Origin of the sequence: Leptospira weilii (assembly GCF_006874765.1) — a bacterium.
Classification (GTDB): Bacteria; Spirochaetota; Leptospiria; order Leptospirales; family Leptospiraceae; genus Leptospira; species Leptospira weilii.
In genome coordinates this window covers 72,403-89,236 of record NZ_CP040842.1, presented here as the reverse complement: position 1 = coordinate 89,236, position 16,834 = coordinate 72,403, and the positions used below count along the sequence as shown (strand labels likewise).

17 protein-coding genes and 3 pseudogenes are annotated in these 16,834 nt (G+C 35.1%); 12 read left to right on the top strand and 8 right to left on the bottom strand.

From position 1 onward, the window contains the following. Positions 1–300 precede the first annotated feature (300 nt). Positions 301–696: a helix-turn-helix domain-containing protein gene (locus FHG67_RS21560; RefSeq protein WP_004501372.1), complete on the bottom strand. Its 396-nt coding sequence runs from the start codon at positions 694–696 to the stop codon at positions 301–303. Positions 697–1,595: 899 nt separating this feature from the next. Here FHG67_RS21560 and FHG67_RS21555 point away from each other — a divergent pair. The 5 genes from FHG67_RS21555 to FHG67_RS21535 all read left to right on the top strand — a co-directional run bounded on the left by FHG67_RS21555 (position 1,596) and on the right by FHG67_RS21535 (position 7,550). Next, positions 1,596–1,922: a hypothetical protein gene (locus FHG67_RS21555; protein ID WP_004500358.1), complete on the top strand. Its 327-nt coding sequence runs from the start codon at positions 1,596–1,598 to the stop codon at positions 1,920–1,922. 61 nt (positions 1,923–1,983) lie between these two features. Beyond that, positions 1,984–2,343 carry a hypothetical protein gene (locus FHG67_RS21550; protein ID WP_142499959.1) on the top strand — a complete coding sequence of 120 codons (360 nt, stop codon included), beginning with the start codon at positions 1,984–1,986 and terminating at the stop codon, positions 2,341–2,343. Positions 2,344–2,354: 11 nt separating this feature from the next. Then, positions 2,355–3,572 carry a helix-turn-helix domain-containing protein gene (locus FHG67_RS21545; RefSeq protein ID WP_172616545.1) on the top strand — a complete coding sequence of 406 codons (1,218 nt, stop codon included), beginning with the start codon at positions 2,355–2,357 and terminating at the stop codon, positions 3,570–3,572. Between the two features lie 3,346 nt (positions 3,573–6,918). Continuing rightward, a complete protein-coding gene (locus tag FHG67_RS21540) occupies positions 6,919–7,248 on the top strand; it encodes a type II toxin-antitoxin system RelE/ParE family toxin (protein WP_170875531.1) in 330 nt (109 codons plus the stop codon). 2 nt (positions 7,249–7,250) lie between these two features. Then, the gene (locus FHG67_RS21535) at positions 7,251–7,550 is read left to right on the top strand and encodes a helix-turn-helix domain-containing protein (protein WP_004500367.1); all 300 of its coding nucleotides are present in this window, start codon (positions 7,251–7,253) and stop codon (positions 7,548–7,550) included. Positions 7,551–7,630: 80 nt separating this feature from the next. Here FHG67_RS21535 and FHG67_RS21530 read toward each other — a convergent pair whose 3' ends face one another. The 4 genes and pseudogenes from FHG67_RS21530 to FHG67_RS21520 all read right to left on the bottom strand — a co-directional run bounded on the left by FHG67_RS21530 (position 7,631) and on the right by FHG67_RS21520 (position 9,934). Then, positions 7,631–8,050, bottom strand: coding sequence for a putative toxin-antitoxin system toxin component, PIN family (locus tag FHG67_RS21530; RefSeq protein WP_004500375.1), 420 nt, complete (start codon positions 8,048–8,050; stop codon positions 7,631–7,633). A gap of 74 nt (positions 8,051–8,124) precedes the next feature. Then, entirely contained in the window at positions 8,125–8,373 is a 249-nt protein-coding gene (locus FHG67_RS21525) for a CopG family ribbon-helix-helix protein (protein WP_016758963.1), read from the bottom strand. 85 nt (positions 8,374–8,458) lie between these two features. Beyond that, on the bottom strand, positions 8,459–8,620 hold the full coding sequence (locus FHG67_RS21975) for a hypothetical protein (protein ID WP_155717596.1): 162 nt from the start codon (positions 8,618–8,620) through the stop codon (positions 8,459–8,461). Between the two features lie 172 nt (positions 8,621–8,792). Continuing rightward, positions 8,793–9,934, bottom strand: a pseudogene (locus tag FHG67_RS21520) (IS3 family transposase). A gap of 142 nt (positions 9,935–10,076) precedes the next feature. Between FHG67_RS21520 and FHG67_RS21510 the strand changes: the two are divergent. Continuing rightward, a complete protein-coding gene (locus FHG67_RS21510; RefSeq protein WP_036075317.1) occupies positions 10,077–10,979 on the top strand; it encodes an Rpn family recombination-promoting nuclease/putative transposase in 903 nt (300 codons plus the stop codon). A gap of 100 nt (positions 10,980–11,079) precedes the next feature. On the opposite strand, the pseudogene FHG67_RS21505 reads toward FHG67_RS21510, so the two are convergent. Next, positions 11,080–11,219: pseudogene (locus FHG67_RS21505) on the bottom strand (IS481 family transposase); the annotation flags it as partial. Between the two features lie 322 nt (positions 11,220–11,541). Then, entirely contained in the window at positions 11,542–12,321 is a 780-nt protein-coding gene (locus FHG67_RS21500) for an SH3 domain-containing protein (RefSeq protein WP_004500517.1), read from the bottom strand. Between the two features lie 294 nt (positions 12,322–12,615). On the opposite strand from FHG67_RS21500, the gene FHG67_RS21495 reads away from it, so the two are divergent. Further along, a complete protein-coding gene (locus tag FHG67_RS21495) occupies positions 12,616–13,392 on the top strand; it encodes a hypothetical protein (protein WP_004497755.1) in 777 nt (258 codons plus the stop codon). A 60-nt stretch (positions 13,393–13,452) separates the two neighbouring features. Here FHG67_RS21495 and FHG67_RS21490 read toward each other — a convergent pair. After that, positions 13,453–14,452, bottom strand: a pseudogene (locus FHG67_RS21490) (IS630 family transposase). A gap of 14 nt (positions 14,453–14,466) precedes the next feature. Here FHG67_RS21490 and FHG67_RS21485 point away from each other — a divergent pair. From FHG67_RS21485 to FHG67_RS21465, 5 genes are all read left to right on the top strand, one after another. Continuing rightward, the gene (locus FHG67_RS21485; protein WP_004494992.1) at positions 14,467–14,754 is read left to right on the top strand and encodes a helix-turn-helix domain-containing protein; all 288 of its coding nucleotides are present in this window, start codon (positions 14,467–14,469) and stop codon (positions 14,752–14,754) included. A 140-nt stretch (positions 14,755–14,894) separates the two neighbouring features. Continuing rightward, complete coding sequence (locus FHG67_RS21480; protein WP_080597179.1) at positions 14,895–15,131, top strand: DUF433 domain-containing protein; 237 nt, start codon at positions 14,895–14,897, stop codon at positions 15,129–15,131. Then, complete coding sequence (locus tag FHG67_RS21475) at positions 15,128–15,427, top strand: DUF5615 family PIN-like protein (protein ID WP_051017925.1); 300 nt, start codon at positions 15,128–15,130, stop codon at positions 15,425–15,427. Before FHG67_RS21480 ends, FHG67_RS21475 begins: the two co-directional genes overlap by 4 nt. Positions 15,428–15,747: 320 nt before the next feature. Then, positions 15,748–16,517, top strand: a protein-coding gene (locus FHG67_RS21470; RefSeq protein WP_085986074.1) for an IS5 family transposase whose coding sequence is annotated in 2 segments (ribosomal slippage) — positions 15,748–16,084 and positions 16,084–16,517 — 771 coding nt in all. Because the reading frame shifts where the segments join, the coding sequence is not laid out codon by codon here. 1 nt (position 16,518) lies between these two features. Further along, positions 16,519–16,821, top strand: coding sequence for a HigA family addiction module antitoxin (locus tag FHG67_RS21465; protein WP_036059107.1), 303 nt, complete (start codon positions 16,519–16,521; stop codon positions 16,819–16,821). Positions 16,822–16,834: the final 13 nt, after the last annotated feature.

Below are 16,834 nucleotides of genomic sequence, written 5' to 3'. Positions count from 1 at the left end.
AAGTAGAAAAGAAATTTTTTTTAAAGTATTAATTTTGTAAAGTGCAACCTGTTGTTCTTAATGGGCGTTTAGTTATTTATAGTGAATAAATAAACCAGCGTAAAGGAAGAAAAGTTTATATTTCAAATAAAATTCTTTTTCCATTAGCCCAGGAAGCATCCACAACAAGAGAAGTAATCGGCCATAGAAGAATATAAAAAGGAAAGAAAAAACCTACCGAATCCAAACAAAAAACGGAGATTTCATAAAAGAAAATTCACCCGATAAAAACAAAAAAAGGGAAGGGCAGATAAGATTTGCCTACCTAAATTTTTGAGCAAAAAGATTTAAAAGATCCAAAAGGACTCTTTTGTCTTCTGCGACTGGATTGTGGGGAAGGATTTCTAAAATGGGGATGAGGTCATAAGCTTTGAGCTTGTTTAAAATGGAAAGATGAGATTCAATTTCGGATAGAGGTTTAGAGTCCTCAACTTTCGGATTGCCTTTCCCGAATTCTAGCCAATCTCTACTGTATCCGAGAATGTGTTCAACTTTGACAAGGAAATGACTGCTTAGTGGGATGTCTCCTCGTTTTGATTTGTAATAAGTGCTCAAATCAACCTCTAAAATTTCAGCGATTTCCTTTGGCGTTTTGTCAAGTTCTTCCTCCATTAGTAAAAACTTCTGAGTAATATTTTTAACTTTTTTTTGTTTCATAATTGGGAAAAAATCCTAAATTAAAGTATACAAATGGGAATCATTCCCATTTATGGCAAATATAGAGCATTCCTGTGCTAACCACAGGAAAAGACTAAAGAAATGAAATAGCCTCCTATTTAGGAGAAAAAAGAACGAAAAACAACATACGGCAGAATTGAGTAACCTCGAGCTGAAGAAAGTCATGTGAATTATCCATTCAAGCTAACGAATATATAAACGAAATCGTAAAGACATTAGTCCATTAAAGCTAAAAAAATCAAAAACAAAACTACCAAATCGATAAATTTGGGCCCACTTTCAAAGACACTAGCACAAACAAAAACGAAGTATATTAGGAAAATATAAATTAATTGTGCCCAAAGCGACAGTTTTGGAACCAAATTAAACAAAAAATGACTCAATGGACCCTATCAATTATTTAAAAATCAACCCGATAGGGGAGGGCGCACGCTACTATGAAGTCTACGACTCTAGGAGCGATGCGGTAGTTTACGGTCACCCTTCTCGCGCATGGTGCGTCGATTGGGTTATCGAAGAACATTTGAGATATATTGCCGCAGAAGAAAAGGGGTAGGGGAAGATGAACGAACTTTTAATAACAATTTTAATCATTTTGGGGTTCTATATCGGATTCTCAATTTACCGATATCGATTTAAGCGTCAGACTCCAAGACAGATTCTAAGAGAAATTAATAAGAAATATGCGAAAACAGAATAATTTTATTTAGGAAAAATCAGTTGGAACCTTTAAACGAAATTCCGAGACAAATGACTCGGATAGAAATTACAAAACAAGCTCGATTAGAATCAATTCTCTATCGATATCATTGGACGAAGAAGCCTAGCCACTCAAAAGCATACAGTCACCTTAACCATATAATATTGGAGGTAGCCGTATGAAAAAGCTCCGGGCGATTCGAAGTTACTACACAGATAAAATAAACGAACAGTTTGGCGTGGACGGCGCTTTCTTGAATGATAAGAGGCTTGGGCCAGCCGAACTGGGGCTGCTCTACAACGCACTGTATCTAAGGCCGCAGGCAAATTATTCCGTAAATGAACTTTCTCAATACACTGGGAATACCGCAAACGAGACGAATGAGATTTTAAACAATCTGAATTTGTTCGGGTATTCAGAGATAACTCACTGTAAAGATCCGAACAAAACAGAGTCGGAACAGAAATGGGTCATTCAAGATAAGATCGAAAAATCGATCGTGTGATAAAGAAGTAAAGCCCATCTACAAAAATGCAAAAACAGAAATCACTAAAAAGGAAAAATAGTTGGAACCAATTGAGGCAAACAATCCGGATCTAGTAGACCGGTTACGGATTCGAAATAAAGCAAGAATCGAAATCCTGCTATATAAGAAGGGTTTTCGGATGCAACCTACAGATCTCGGATTGTACAAAAACTTAAAAATACCCGACTTTGAAATCCGAATCGGAGTAGGGGAGTTAGGCCTTAGTTTCTTAGATAGAGGGAATCTATTTTACTATTCGCATTCCGTAACTGAGGTCGAGAGAGTTCTCGACTATATCGAAACGAAGTGGGAACAAGAAGGGAAACGGGGATTAGACATCCCGTTTTTCCCGCTTACTTTTCAGAAACATCTATACTCACTTCAGAACAACTCAAAATAAGAGAACGATATATGAATGAGAATCAAAGAGTATATCGGGTACCAAAAGACCGAAACTTTACCGTAGTCAAAAATCATTTTATAGACGACAGACGCTTAAGCCTGAAGGCAACGGCGATCCTTTTATTAGCCTTACGTTACCCGGATAACTGGAGGATGTCCGTAAAAGGGATGACTAGACTGAAATCCGACAAAGAGTCAAGTATCTCATCCGGGTTTAAGGAGTTAGTTGCGTTTGGCTATGCGGAGTACCGAAAAACTCGAAATACTGTAACCGGTAAATTTGAATCGGGATGGTATTTTTTCGAAGAATCTCAAAAGCCAGACGTTGAGTCTATACCGAACCGTTCTAAAAAGGAGGAATTGAAACAAGGGGAACTTTTTGCAGAAGAAGAAATAAAAAGTCCTGTAGTGGAAAATCCAGGACCGGATTTACCACTACAGGAAAACCCGCACCTGGAAAATCCAGTCGCGGTAAATCCAAGCCCGGAAAATCAACCCCTACCAAATACTATATACCAAAGACTATCAAAACAAGTACTCTCTTCACAAATACTAAAAGCTTCTAGAGAGTACCGCCCGCCCGCACAAGCGCGCAGAGAAGAACACAATCAAGATCAGCACAAACAAAAAGAGAAGCCGCGATTTCAATTCCCGGCTGCTTGGCTAATTAACTTCCAAGACTACTATTTACAGGAACACGGAAACGCAATGGGACAACCGGCCTCGGAACTAAAAGCACTCAACTTACTCTTTGAATTTTCTAAAGGAGAATGGAACGTTATCGAAAGTAAGATCAAGATACTCATCCAACTGAGAAAACAAGATTCCAAGTTTTGGTATGAACAGTCGGTAAGTCCCGAGTCCGTATCTAAGTTTTGGTCCAGGTTATTTGTAAGAAATGAAAGACGAGCTGAAAAAAATACAATGCGAACTGAAAAACAAAATCTATCCAAATTCAATGAGAGAAAACCGATGCCAGACAAGCCAATAGAGATAAAGGACTTAGATCCCTACAAATGTTTTTTAGTATGGGGTAAAACTAAGTTACTCAAACCCCAATTAGAATATTACGAACAAAACTCAGATCCTCTAAAATACGAAGGAACGAAGAAGATCCTTTTCGAAAAATTCGTAAACGAAATATATCCGGGTCTTATTCAAAACTCAGAAATTAAAAAGACTACAATTGAAAATGGGAAAGAAAATTCGCAGGAAAGTGTCGCATGAGCCGTTTAAATTTAACCAACCAAAGTGTACTAGAACCGATTTCGTACGAGAAAGAACAAGGTTCGATTCTCAAAGAACCCTTACTACTCGGACGCATGAGTAGAATACTGTGATAAACTTATTTCGAAAATTAGAATGCTGGAATATTCCTCTAAAGAGTCGGGAATTCCCGATTTGACTTAATTTTTGAGGACTGCTGCACTTTTGTGAATCGATTCGGACTAAGAACAATTCAATATATAACAGTGAAATTACGAAATGCGGTAGTATTAGCTATTCTGGGTAAATGACGTTTTTGTTTAAAAAGAATTTTTCCCTTTTGTGATCTAATTTCCAATTTATGAATTGGAAATGTATGATTCAAAGTATAGAGTAATTCTGAATTCATTTACAAAGTTAAAAACGATATATTTTTAGAGGGGGAAATGCCTACTTTTCTCTTGTTTTTGAAAGAACTCCATGAAACCTAATTCGTTTGGCTGAAATTGAATATTTCCGAATTTATCCATTGAACTGTCGTGGAAATACTATCTTTTGCTAGAATTCAAGAACGATCTGGTAAAGCAGGGATTTACCATTCCTACATCATATACTTTCCTTTTCACTTTAGAACCCGTCTCAAAACATTAAAATGTGGAACTACTACAATCTTAAACGACAAGAAAACCGGCAATACGATGTAATCTGTGAGAACTCCCACGTCTTTTTAGAAACTTGCCGGATCGTTTAGAGATGTCTTTTTAAGGTTTTGAGACGGCCTCTTAGTTCCTTCTGTTGATTTTCTTGTTATTCGTTTACAATTTTATAGACTATCGTCTTTTTGCGCTCTGAATTCCTTTTGTAATGAACAGAAAAGAGGCAGCCGTTTTTTGGCTTATATTGTTTCCGATATTTTACTTTTTTAAAAACTTGAAAGTGGGGTTTTGCAGGGTTTTTCACTTGTAAAACCCCTGTTTCATAAAATCAAGATTACAAAATCAGGATAAACTTCTCTTATTTTCCGATATTTCATTTTTGATTATCTGAGTTTCTTTTCTCAGGAAGGTATTTACGTTTTCAGGATTTTTTTGTTTTAAATATCAAAACCGAACTGTTTTAGGAGAATTGAAAAGGAGTTCACTGGTTGAATGGAATTTCTTAAAGAAACTGGGGGTTAAAATGGAAAGTATTAATTGGCCTTGGTACAATCAATTAGAAAGTCCGGAAACAATTTTAAGGTTATTTGAAAGAACTCAAACAAATGCCAAAGAAAGAAAAAGTGAAAGAGGATAGAATCAAAAAAGAATTAAAATTACAAACAAAGATCCATACGAAGTTTTTTTAGAGTAGGGTAGGCCAAACTTCCAAAAGGACGTTAGACTCTAATGATGTACAAATAAATTCGGATCTTTTAGAGGCTCGGACTTAAAAAAATCAAACGGTTTTTGCCTCGAAAAGAATTTTTGAACCGTAATGTTCTTTGGGAATAAAAAGATACAAGCCTTTTGAAATCGTAGTAGAGAAGCGGGTTTATAAAAAGATCAGAATTTTTTACCTAAACTTCCAAAATCAAACAACTCATAATGTTAATACTTAAAAGCCTTCTAATAAACTAAAGAATGTTCTAAATACAAATTTCCATCGAAACGATTACGAATTGTTCAATAGCTTTTTAAGCCGTTCCGTTTTTAGTTAATGATCAGGTTTTGTCTAAAGTTCCTAAAACTATATTTCGGAGTGATCAAAGTTTTTTACTCGAACAGAATCAATTTACTTTATTGATCCCTATGAAATAGAATACTATTAATTTGAGCATAAATCTCGCGTTTAGACGCAGGATTTTGGATACTCTATTATGTAGAGATGAGTAGTAAAGGAGGAGTGACTAAAACTTAGAATGAGTCTCGACATAAATTGTCTCACTTCTATGACCGTTTGACAAAATAGAAATCTAAATCAGTAAGATGTTTACTCGATTCGTCTCAAAAAACAGATTCTTTTTTCAAGGGAATTGTAGGAAGGCTGTAGAATCTGACTCTTCTTAAGAATACCTATTCAGGAAAAAACGAGCCAAAACAGGACAATTTGAAAAAGTCATATTTTTTAAAGAAATTCGATATTCAGGAAATTTCAGGTCAAATTTCGACCCCTAAAATTCTGAAAGTTTGAGGTTTGGAAGTAAGTAGGTGTTTGATGTGGGGGAGGTAGGACATGTTAAAATAAAAAAGAAATAAATAATTTCTATGATCTAAGGACAGTGAACAGTCGAGAACGGGAAAGCCACTTTTTAGAATTGGAGAGATTTCGCGGGTTGGACAAAGGTTCGTGAGGAAATTGTAGGAAAAGTGAGGGAAGAAACGGTCTTTTTTAGATAGTAGTTACAAGGCTTTGGCACTTGTTCGATTCAATTAAGAAATTATCTGTCTTGAATTAGGTTCGACATTGGAGACGGGACATCTCTTGAAAGCTTTTGGGAATGTTCTTTCTCGCAGAGGATATCCAAAAGAAAGCATATTTTATTCCGATAGAGGAATGAAATATGCAAGCGAATACTTTAGAAAATTCTTAAGTGCAAATGAGTTCATTCTGAGTATGAGTAGAAAAGACAACTGCTATGATAATGCTCCCGGGACACGATTCATAGCGCGCGTTCCGCCTGAGTTTCCTAGAATCGCTTTTTAAAACTTTGAAAGTAGAGGAGGTTTACAGAAGGAAATTAAACACAATATTTTCTGTTTGATTATATCGAAAAATATTGCAACAGAAACAAAAAGCATTCGGTTTTAGGGTAATCTGTCTTTGGAGAGGTAACAGGACAAAAAGAGCCAAAACAGGCCAATGTGGAAATTCGAGGAATATTACATCTTTTTAAAATTCTTAAATTTGTGACTATTTTGATTTTTGAATGTTCTGGGAGTAGGGTAGGAAGTAATTTGTCTCAAAACCTGAAAAGGAAAAACGTAAAAGGTTCCTACCGAAATCGTCGTCTTACTTTTGTGGGTTGAGTCGGAATTTTTTTCAAGTCTCATTGTGTTGAGAAACTTGAATTCTCCTGATAACGTTGAATCAATTCCTTTATTTACTGTTCGGTCGTATGAAAAGACTACTGTAATAAGTTTGTTTCAAAAGTTAGAATGTTCGATCTTCTTCAAAAAAGTTAACAATTCTGGATTTGGGGCAATTTTGTGAACGCTTCTATTTCTTTGCAAAAACCGTCCGTTAATTTTTGGTATCATTTTCATACGTCCGAGTAGTAAAAATATCATTTTTATTCTTATAAATCTCTTAAAGAAAAAGACTTATAGATAGCTTAAAAAGATTTTAATCAAAAATTGACAAATTATACCATATTTGATATATTAGTATTGTGAAGTTTAAAATTCAGTTATTGAAACCGGCGGAAGATTTTCTTCTAAAACTGGAAAATAAACTTAAAGCAAAAGCATTCAGGACTATTGAATTATTAGCAGAGTTTGGGCCTGAACTCCGAGAACCTTTTTCTAAAAAGATTAAAGGCTATTCTGGATTATTTGAACTAAGAATTAAACAAGGTTCTAATATTTTTAGGTTATTTTACTTTTTTGAAAAGGAGCGGGTTGTTATAATAACTTCTGGTTTCGTGAAGAAAGAACAAAAAACTGATAAAGATGAATTAGTTCGAGCGTTTAAATTAATGAAAACTTATAAAGGAGAGTAGGTATGAAACTTAAAACTAAAGATTTTAATTCACTTTTGAATAAAGAACTAAAAAAGGAAGATTTTAAGAAAGAGTATGATGCCCTTTCTAATGAATTTACTCTTGCTAAAGAGATAATTAAACTTAGAAAAAAGAGAAACTTAACTCAGAAAGATTTAGCGGAAAAAATTGGCACTTCCCAACCTGCAATTGCAAGAATTGAATCTGGGAATTATAGTAATTTATCTCTTTCTTTTATTAATCGCCTTGCCAAGGCACTAGATGCGGAAACTGTCATCCATTTAAAGAACAAGGGCGTTTAGACTTGCTAGCCGCTTCAGTTCACGGGACGTCGTAAAAACTTAGAACTGTCCCAAAACTTCTTGTAGGGGCCGACGCTGAATTAAATTTCGCGTCTTTTTTTAAGACTTAGATATTCATCGGGAGTGACGATGCTAAAATTCTTAATTTTCTGGAGAGTCAATAAATCTTTATCTCCAGTTATTAAGTAATCCACTTCAGCTGCAAAAGCAGATTCCAAAATGTGGTAATCATCTCTATCTCTTAACTCTAAATAATCTTGAATAGGTTTATTTTTAACAAATGTTGTAATATCTCTGATTTCGGATAAGACAATCTGAATGAAATTATTATCTAACTTAAATTTTGGCTTAGAAAGAGTGGATTCTATTTCATCTAATATTTCTTTCGAAATATATCCCGTAAAAACCTCATCAATTAAATCTTGGAAAACGAGCCTAGGTTTTCCTTTAAATAAAATAGCAGAGATGTAAATATTAGTATCTAATAATGCCTTCAACATTACTCATCTCTATATAATAGAGTGTCTAAACGCGGATTTATACTCAAATTAAAGGTATTCTATTTTACAAGAGATCAGTAAGAAGCGCTTCTTTTATTTCTAACGGATTTAATTTCATTAAAAACGTCCTTTTCAGAAAAGGCCCTTTGATCAATAGCTTTTGAAGTGAAATCAAAGATAGCTTGCCATCTAGTTCTTTTCTCAATATATGCACGCGCAGCTTCACGAATCAATTCTGATCGAGACCTGTGTTCTCTTTTTGCAATTTTATCAATTTCTTTTAAAAGTGCCTTTTCGAAGGAGATATTAACAGTTTGATTCATAAGTTATTATTATATACAAAGATTGTATGTTTGTCAATCTTATTTCTCCGTTTCGTACCTACTTATCGCTGCATGGATGTGAAGGTCACGGCGCCTTTTTAGGAACGAAAGAAATCCGCCCACAAGCCTTATAAAATCGCTCCTGCTCGGCGACACTATCGATGGATTCGGAAGGCGCTGGCGCAAATAGATCCGTTAGCACATCGAACAAAGCGGGCCTTCCCAATTCAGCCAAATATATCTTCATGCTCAGAGACAGCTTATTATAGATTCGCTTTAGCACGGAAGGAATTGAAAGGTAAATTGATTGTTTTAAAGTTCTTCCTAAAATTAAAGACAAATCGGTTCATTTGATTTTTTCGGATCTTCCGTATGGTAAAACCGCATACTAAGGTAGTCACATAAAAGTGGACAGTCTTTTAAGCGATATTTCTCTCAAATTCTTCCGGGCTCATATAACCTAATGTAGAATGAGATCTGGATCTGTTGTAATACACTTCGATAAAATCGAATAAAAAGCGCTCGGCTTCTTCAATATTAAAGAATGTATTGAATTCGATTTCTCTCTTTAGAGAACTAAAGAAAGACTCAGCCACTGCGTTGTCCCAACAATTTCCTTTTCTGCTGTTGCTTCTCCTTATACCGTTGGCAATCAGTAGTCTGCGTGTTTCTTTAGAACAGAAATTAGAACCACGATCCGAATGAAAGATCAATCCTTTCCGAGGGTTTCTTGACAAAACCGCTTTTGATACCGTATCACACACCAACCGGGAATCATTGCGATTGGAAAGAGACCAACCCACTGCCTTGCGTGAATACAAATCCAGAATCACACAAAGATAACTCCAACCAAATGCGGTCCGAATGAATGTAACGTCGGACACCCAGATACGGTTTTGAATCTTCGGATGAAATTTTCTTTGAACCAAATCGGGAGCGGTTCTACCGCCATGTTTTGAATCCGTTGTCAAAGGTATAAACCGTTTGCTCTGTTTTCCGCTGATTTTACAAAGTTTCATCGCTTTTCGAACCTTCCTCGCTCCATAGGGAAGATTCGAATTTTTCACTTCCTGAAAGAGGCGTTTAAAACCGTAATTCTTGCGACTCTTGAGCCACTTCTCTTGCAGAAAGTTCGTAAGTTCAGAGATATCTACCTCAGCCTTATTACGCTTTAAATATTTTTAATATCCTGATCGAGAAACACCTAAAACTCTTGCCATGCTCTCTATCGTATGCTCTAAGCAATTCGATTCCATGAACTTCAATCGGGATTCTGTTCGCGAGAAAGCATGGTGGCAAACTTTTTTAAAATCGCATTCTCATCCTTTAATCTCACATTCTCTTTACGAAGCCGTTTCAATTCTTCGCTTTCCTTCAGTTGTTTATCTGTAAGCGGTAGCTCTGCTTCCTTCTTTTTCAAGTGTTCCGCCCTCCATTGTCTCAATATAAAGTAACTAACTCCTAATGAATTCGCTACTTCTTTTATTGTAAACGATCCGATTAACGTTCGGTTTACCGCTTGTTCACGAAACTCAGGGGAATATTTTCTTCTTCCTTTCATTCTCACCTTTTACCTCTATTCTTGGCAAAAAAGGTGTACACTTTTTCGTGACTAGACCACACTGGATTAAATCAAAGAACTAATTCATAAAAAAGAAAATGAATCTTTACAAATAGAAGTAATTTCCATTATTTAAAATTACATGTCTGATATGACAAACCCACATGACCGTTTAATCCGGGAAACTCTACAGGATAAAGAGGATGCGATTTCCTTTTTTAAAAATAGTTTGCCCGAAAAAGTAATCGAACTTTTGGACTTAGAACGTTTAGAACTTACACAATCTAGTTTTATCTCTGAAAATTTAAAAGAAGAACAAACCGATCTACTTTTTCAGATTCCACTGAAATCCGGGAAAAAAGCAAACGTCTATTTATTATTTGAACATAAAAGTTATTTGGATGAAGCAGTCTTTAGCCAACTGTTAGGATATATATCCGCAATCTACAAATCTCAGTTTAAGACGGATAAAAGATATTCAGTCGTGATTCCATTTGTATTCTATCACGGTGAAAGGTCTTGGACTTTAGGAAATAGTTTTCAAGATAGATTTATACTCTCCCAAAAAGAGGAGGAAGTATTTAAGAAATACATTCCTGATTTTGAATTAGAATTATTTGATTTGTCAAAAGTGGATCTAAACCGATTAGAGAGTATAACTCTAAGAGTCATTTTAGGAGTGGTTCAAAAAATATGGGAAGGTGATGCTTCATTTTTAGTTCATTTAGGAGAAATATTTGAACTCTTAACAAGTCTAAAAAACGAATCGAAAAGGGTTGAAATTTTCCAAAAACTGTTTTTGTATATATTTAATGTAAGAGAACTTAAACCAACTGAAATCACAAGTTTACTCAGTTATTCTAGGTTTAATAGGGAATACGAGGATTTGATTATGACAACAGCCGAGAAATTAAGAAAAGAAGGTAAAATCGAAGGTAAAATCGAAGATGCCAAAAAAATGTTCAAAGAAGGATTCGAATTAAATGTAGTTCTTCGGATAACCGGACTTACCGAGCAAGAGTTAAAAGACCACGGTCTTTTATGATTCAATTCACGAATTGTAAATGGAAAATTAAAGATGTATAAAACACTTCTGTATTTAAGTGTGATAGCCAAGATAAGATCTTACACTCCGTTGATGTTGTTTAGGAAAACTGTAAGTTGTCGAGATACTTATTCTTAGCTAATTCCTTCGTGTCAAGGAAAGTCTGCATCTGAGTTTTCCCAAAACAATACTTGCCTTGATGTGTTCGTTGTTATACGAATCGATCCACTGATCCAAATCCTTAGTCTCTGCTAACATCAAAAGACCAACCTTGTTTTTGATTATCTTTTGTGCTGTTGTCATCTGTTTCTACTTATTTAACGTGAGTTCGGCCTAAGAAAATCTGGGCGAATCGCTCGCGACCGCGCTTTTCGTTTCAATTCCTTCGGAATTTCCACTACAATCGCTTTCGCATTTGTTATACCGAACTCACGTTATTTATTTTAGGAGTGTAAGATCAACTTCTAACTGTTACACTTGACATGAGTCCTGTTCGGCAAGAGGAATAACAACGTGAAATATGTCGAAGGCCACACGAGAGTTGCAGTTAGATGCTGTGAATTTATTGGAGAAACGGATATAGCCAAGATTTTAAATGTGAGTTGCAAATATAACTTTTTTCATCATTAGGTCGATAAATAAGATTGGTCCACCATGTTCCTTTACCAAGTTGTTCTCGATTAAAGAATGTTTTCTTATCTTTATCTAAGACCCACGCTATTGTTGATATAGAATTACCGACGCGTTGATCGCTATTTACATACGAGATTACAATTTCATCTTTATAATGTTCTAAATTGGTTATTCTTACGCTAAAAGAATTATATTTACTTAAAACAACCATTGAATCGATTTTTGTATTAATTTCAATTGTATAAACCTCATCAAATGTCTCATCGCCATCACCACTTGGAAAATCATTCGATACGAAATTCAATTGGCAGTGATTCTCCGCCTTTTTTGAAAAGAATGTTTTCAACTCATTATAAAATTCAACTTTTATACTAAGATCCCCTTTATATAAAGATTTCTTCACATCATAAAAGCTTGGATCATAAATGGCGGCAAAACCGCTAAATATCCAACCTATTTGATCGTTATAATTTACTTTCCACCAACGCTTTGTAGTTCCTTCAATCGTATCCTCTGGACCTTCCTTATCAAGAATTAAGAAAAATTCGTCTCTGGGAATAATATTAAGTCGAAGAGAATCAGCTTTTGGAGACTGCCTAAACGAAAGTCCGCTATTAGCAATTACGTATCCTCGTTCTTCGAAAGCATACTTACAATTTATGGAGATCATAATTAAGAATAGTGAGGTGACTATATTTACAAATTTCATACGACCTTAGTGCCTAACCCTATAATCTTTTTGCACTTTTGCTTTTGTAGGTCGGATCTTTATGAATTCCCAATGAGTTTCTTTTGTTCCGCCTCTGAAATAGAACGAAAACGAGCGGTATGAGAAATAACGATAAATGCTACGAATCATATAAGTTAACTATTTTGGTATAAAATTAAATACAACCATTATTTGTTATTGATAAAAATACTTTTTATCAATAATTAAACTTGAAGCGAAGCTGAATACCTCGATGCTAAAATTCTAATCATTTAACATCAGTTGGACTCAAAGATGACCAGAATAATTTTTTCCGTATTTTACATTATCATTTTAGTCTTAGGATCTTGTAAGAAAGATTCTAATTCTGTAATAGACTTTAATTGGCCCGTTACAGATTTGGAAAAGAATCAAATACTAGTAAGTATAGATCAATGGGATAGCCCGAATGGAATTAATGTAAAATTTCTCTCTGAAAATAGTATTTCTTATCATGAAGAATCCGAACCTATTCGTAACGGAAAAGGGGTTTATTCCGTTAAAAATGGAATACTCAATCTTCAATTTAAAGAAACCTATGGAGAAGAAAATTTTGAACATGAATTTAATTGTACATTTGGATATGAAGAAAACGACTACTTACCACAACAATACATCGAATGTTCGCGGTCAATTCTATCTGAAAAACCGGTAAGGATTTATAATCAAAAATCGATTAAACCTGTAGGAACCCTAATTTCCATTGAAAGTGAAAAAATTCTGACGATGGGAAATAAACTTGGAAAAGTTAATTTTGATTCTTTTTTTCGTTCAAAGCCGGAACTTAATTCTAAAGAAATTCCTTTTAACAGCCTTGCTCCCGAAGAATGTTTAGAAGACATATCAAAATTTCCTAAACAAGTTCGATTGCCAAAAGGGTTTAAAATCAGAGTCATTGGAAAGACTGAGAAAATTAGTAAAATTGAAAATTGGAACAGTCCTTGGTATTACGTTGAAACGAACATAAATTGTTATGGCGATATACACAAAATGAATGGATGGATATACGCGCAATTTGTGGATTTAGAGTGAGAAATTTTATGCGTTTTAGATTTGAAATTTTTATATTACTGATCCCTATAAAAATGGTACCTAAATACCAGCTTGTCTCCAATAACTATCGAAACTGAAGGTATCTGATTTCAATATTCCTAAAGTAGATTTAGTTCTTTGAATCAATTGGCTAAGATTCTCCGGACAAAAATTAGCCATATAGTTTTTCTTCCAACGACACCAGATATATTCTTGCGGATTTAATTCCGGAGCATAAGGAGGCAAAAATTCCACTCGAAGCCTTTTCTCATTCTCTTTTAAAAATTCATTCATTGCTTTGCTTTTATGGGCAGATAGATTATCCCAGACTATTAAAATTTTTTTGCGATTTTCCTTTAGAAGTATCTTTAAAAAATAAATAAGATCCCGGCTTTTAACAGAGCCTCTTATGATCTGGAAGTAAAAATCTTTTTTAGAAATAGCGCCTATTACTGATAACTTTTTCCAAGACATCTTGTGACGAAGGATCGGTGTCTTTCCGATTAAGCTCCAAGTTTTTACCGTATATGGATTCTGGCTGATTCCGCTTTCATCTAAAAATATGACCTTAAACCCTTCATTCTCTGCTTTTTTTTATACCGGGCCAAGTTTTCGTTTTCCAAGTTTCAATTGCATTTTCATCTCTTTCCAACGCTCTTCTTTTTGGTTTTTGATACGAAAACCCTAATTGATGCAAGAGAGTTCCCACATAATCTTGATGATACGTTACTCCGAATTTTTTTCGTATGATTTCCAATACGCGATACGTTGACCAAAGTTCATTCGGATAACCGTTACTTATCGGACCTTTCAAGATGATTCTTTTTAATTCTTTCTTCTCTGAAATGCTCAACTTGGTCGGTCGACCTCGTTGGCCATTCCATTTTACTCCTTCGATTCCTTCCGATTCATATTTATCTCGCCAACGCATTACCGATTGCTTACTGACTCCAAGCTCTTTGCTTACTCTATAACATGTATAGCCCTTCTCAAGTAAACGAATTCCCTTCAACCTACGCTTTTCCAAACGTTTTAACTTTTCCCTTTCTAATCTTTGCATTATGACAATGGGATATGATCGATATATTTTTGGTACTCTTTTTTGTAGGGATCAGTAAAAACGAGAAATTCAAAGAAAAGTTCCAAGAGGAAAAGGAACTAATTAACTTATCTTTAGAATTACATGATTTACGAGAAAAGAAAGGTCTTTCTCAGTCGGAGCTTGCAAAGCTTGCTCATGTAATTCAACAACAACTTTCGAAAATTGAAAACGGCGTAAATTGCAATCTCGCAACTTTTTTGAAAGTGTGTCACGCATTAGATTTAGAAGTCAAGGTTCGCTCTCGTAAGAACATAGCTTGAACTTGAAGGCGTCTAAGCCTCGCGACAATTCTTTCTATCCTCTTTCATTTGGGCGGTTTGGAGCTTTACCCATGATCTTTACGGAGGAGCCGCAAACGATTAGTGTTTGACAATCAATACTAAATACATACAGTTGATTTGTGAATTCAAATTTATTAAATCGGATTACGTTAAACTCTGAAGTATGCCATGGAAAACCGACTATTCGAAACCAGAGATATACCGTTGAGTTAATTCTTGATCTCTTATCTTCTGGGACGAGCGAAGATGAAATTATCACCGATTACCCATCTATTGAAAAAGAAGATATCTTAGTATGTCTCGAATATGCTTCAAATCTAGTGAAAATTAAATCGATATATAAAACTTCTGCATGAAGTTTTATATTGATGCCCAACTTCCTTATAGTTTGGTTAATCTATTTAAGGAAAGAAATTTTGAAGTATTCCACACTGAACACCTTCCGTTAGGGAATAAAACGCCTGATTCTGATATAATTTCATATTGTGATTCGAATGATTTAATCTTAATCACGAAAGACTCTTATCTGATAAGAAAGAAACCAGGTAAGCTATTGCTAGTAACAACTGGGAACATAAAGAATAAGGAGCTATTCTCGCTATTTGATCACTTTTTGCCGACAATTGCGGAAGAGTTTGATAATAGCAATTAGTTAGAATTATCTAATGAGAGGCTAATCGTTCATCAGGATTACTCATCCCTATAAAAAAGAAGAGTACCAAAAATATAACAATCATATCCCATTGTCATAATGCAAAACTTAGAAAGGTAAAAGTTAAAACGTTTGAAAAAGCCTAGATTGAAGGGAATAGTATTTAGATTTTCAGACGGAAATTGTTTTGAAGCTTCCATAGTAGATTATCATTGAGCAGGCAATTATGAAGACTAGAACCCATCTCAAAAACCAACAAATGATAAGTACAATTTATTTTTAAAGCTGTACACAATCGTAAAATAAAAATCACTGAAAGAATGGATTTAAGCAACGATCAATGGAAAATATTGGAGCCTCTGATAATTGAGCCTAACGTTCGTGAAGATGGAAAAGGTCGTCCTCGTATGGATGCTCGTTCAATCTTAAATGGAATTCTTTGGATATTGCGCACAGGAGCTCAGTGGAAGGAATTGCCGGATCGTTATCCTCCATATCAAACATGCCATCGTCGCTTTCAAGAATGGAACCGAAATGGAACGATGCGGAATATGATTCGTAGTTTAGCCTCCGATTTGAAAGAACGCGGAGGAATAGATATAGAAGAATCCTTTATAGACGGCACATTTGTTCCTGCAAAAAAAGGGGTCCAAAAGTGGGGAAAACCAAACGTGGGAAGGGTACAAAGATCATGGCAATCGGAGACAGCCAAGGTCTTCCTATCGCCTTTTGCACGGAAAATGCTTCGCCCCATGAAGTCACGTTAGTGGAGCAAACATTAGAAAATCTTTTTATAGAAGAAAATCCAAAACGAATGATCGGTGACAAAGCATACGATAGCGACGGTTTAGACGAACACATTTTGCAACAGTATGAAACGAAAATCATTGCACCGCATAGAAAGAAAAGAAAACAACCGACACAAGATGGTCGAGGATTGAGGCGTTACAAACGACGATGGAAAATCGAGCGTCTTTTTGCCTGGCTTCAAAACTTTAGAAGACTCGTAGTCCGTTATGAATATTACGATTTTAATTTCGATGGGTTTATTGCTCTCGGATGTGCTATGATCCTTCTTAGGCATTTTTGAGATGGGTTCTAAAAGAATTCCTATGCCGACAGTTTCTCAAATATTGAGAGAAGAATTTCTGGACCCCTTAGAAATTACCCCGTATCGTTTAGCAAAAGAATTACACGTATCAACCTCCACTATTTTGGAGATTCTTCATAATAAGCGTAAAGTTACCGTAGACATGTCGTTGAGGTTAGCGAAGTTCTTTGGGATGTCAGATAAGTTTTGGATAAATTTACAGAATGATCTTGAGATAAGAAAACAGAAAGAAAAATTAAAGCTTAAACTTGATAGTATTCAAACACTCCCAAGAACGGGTTGATTAAAAGCCCAAG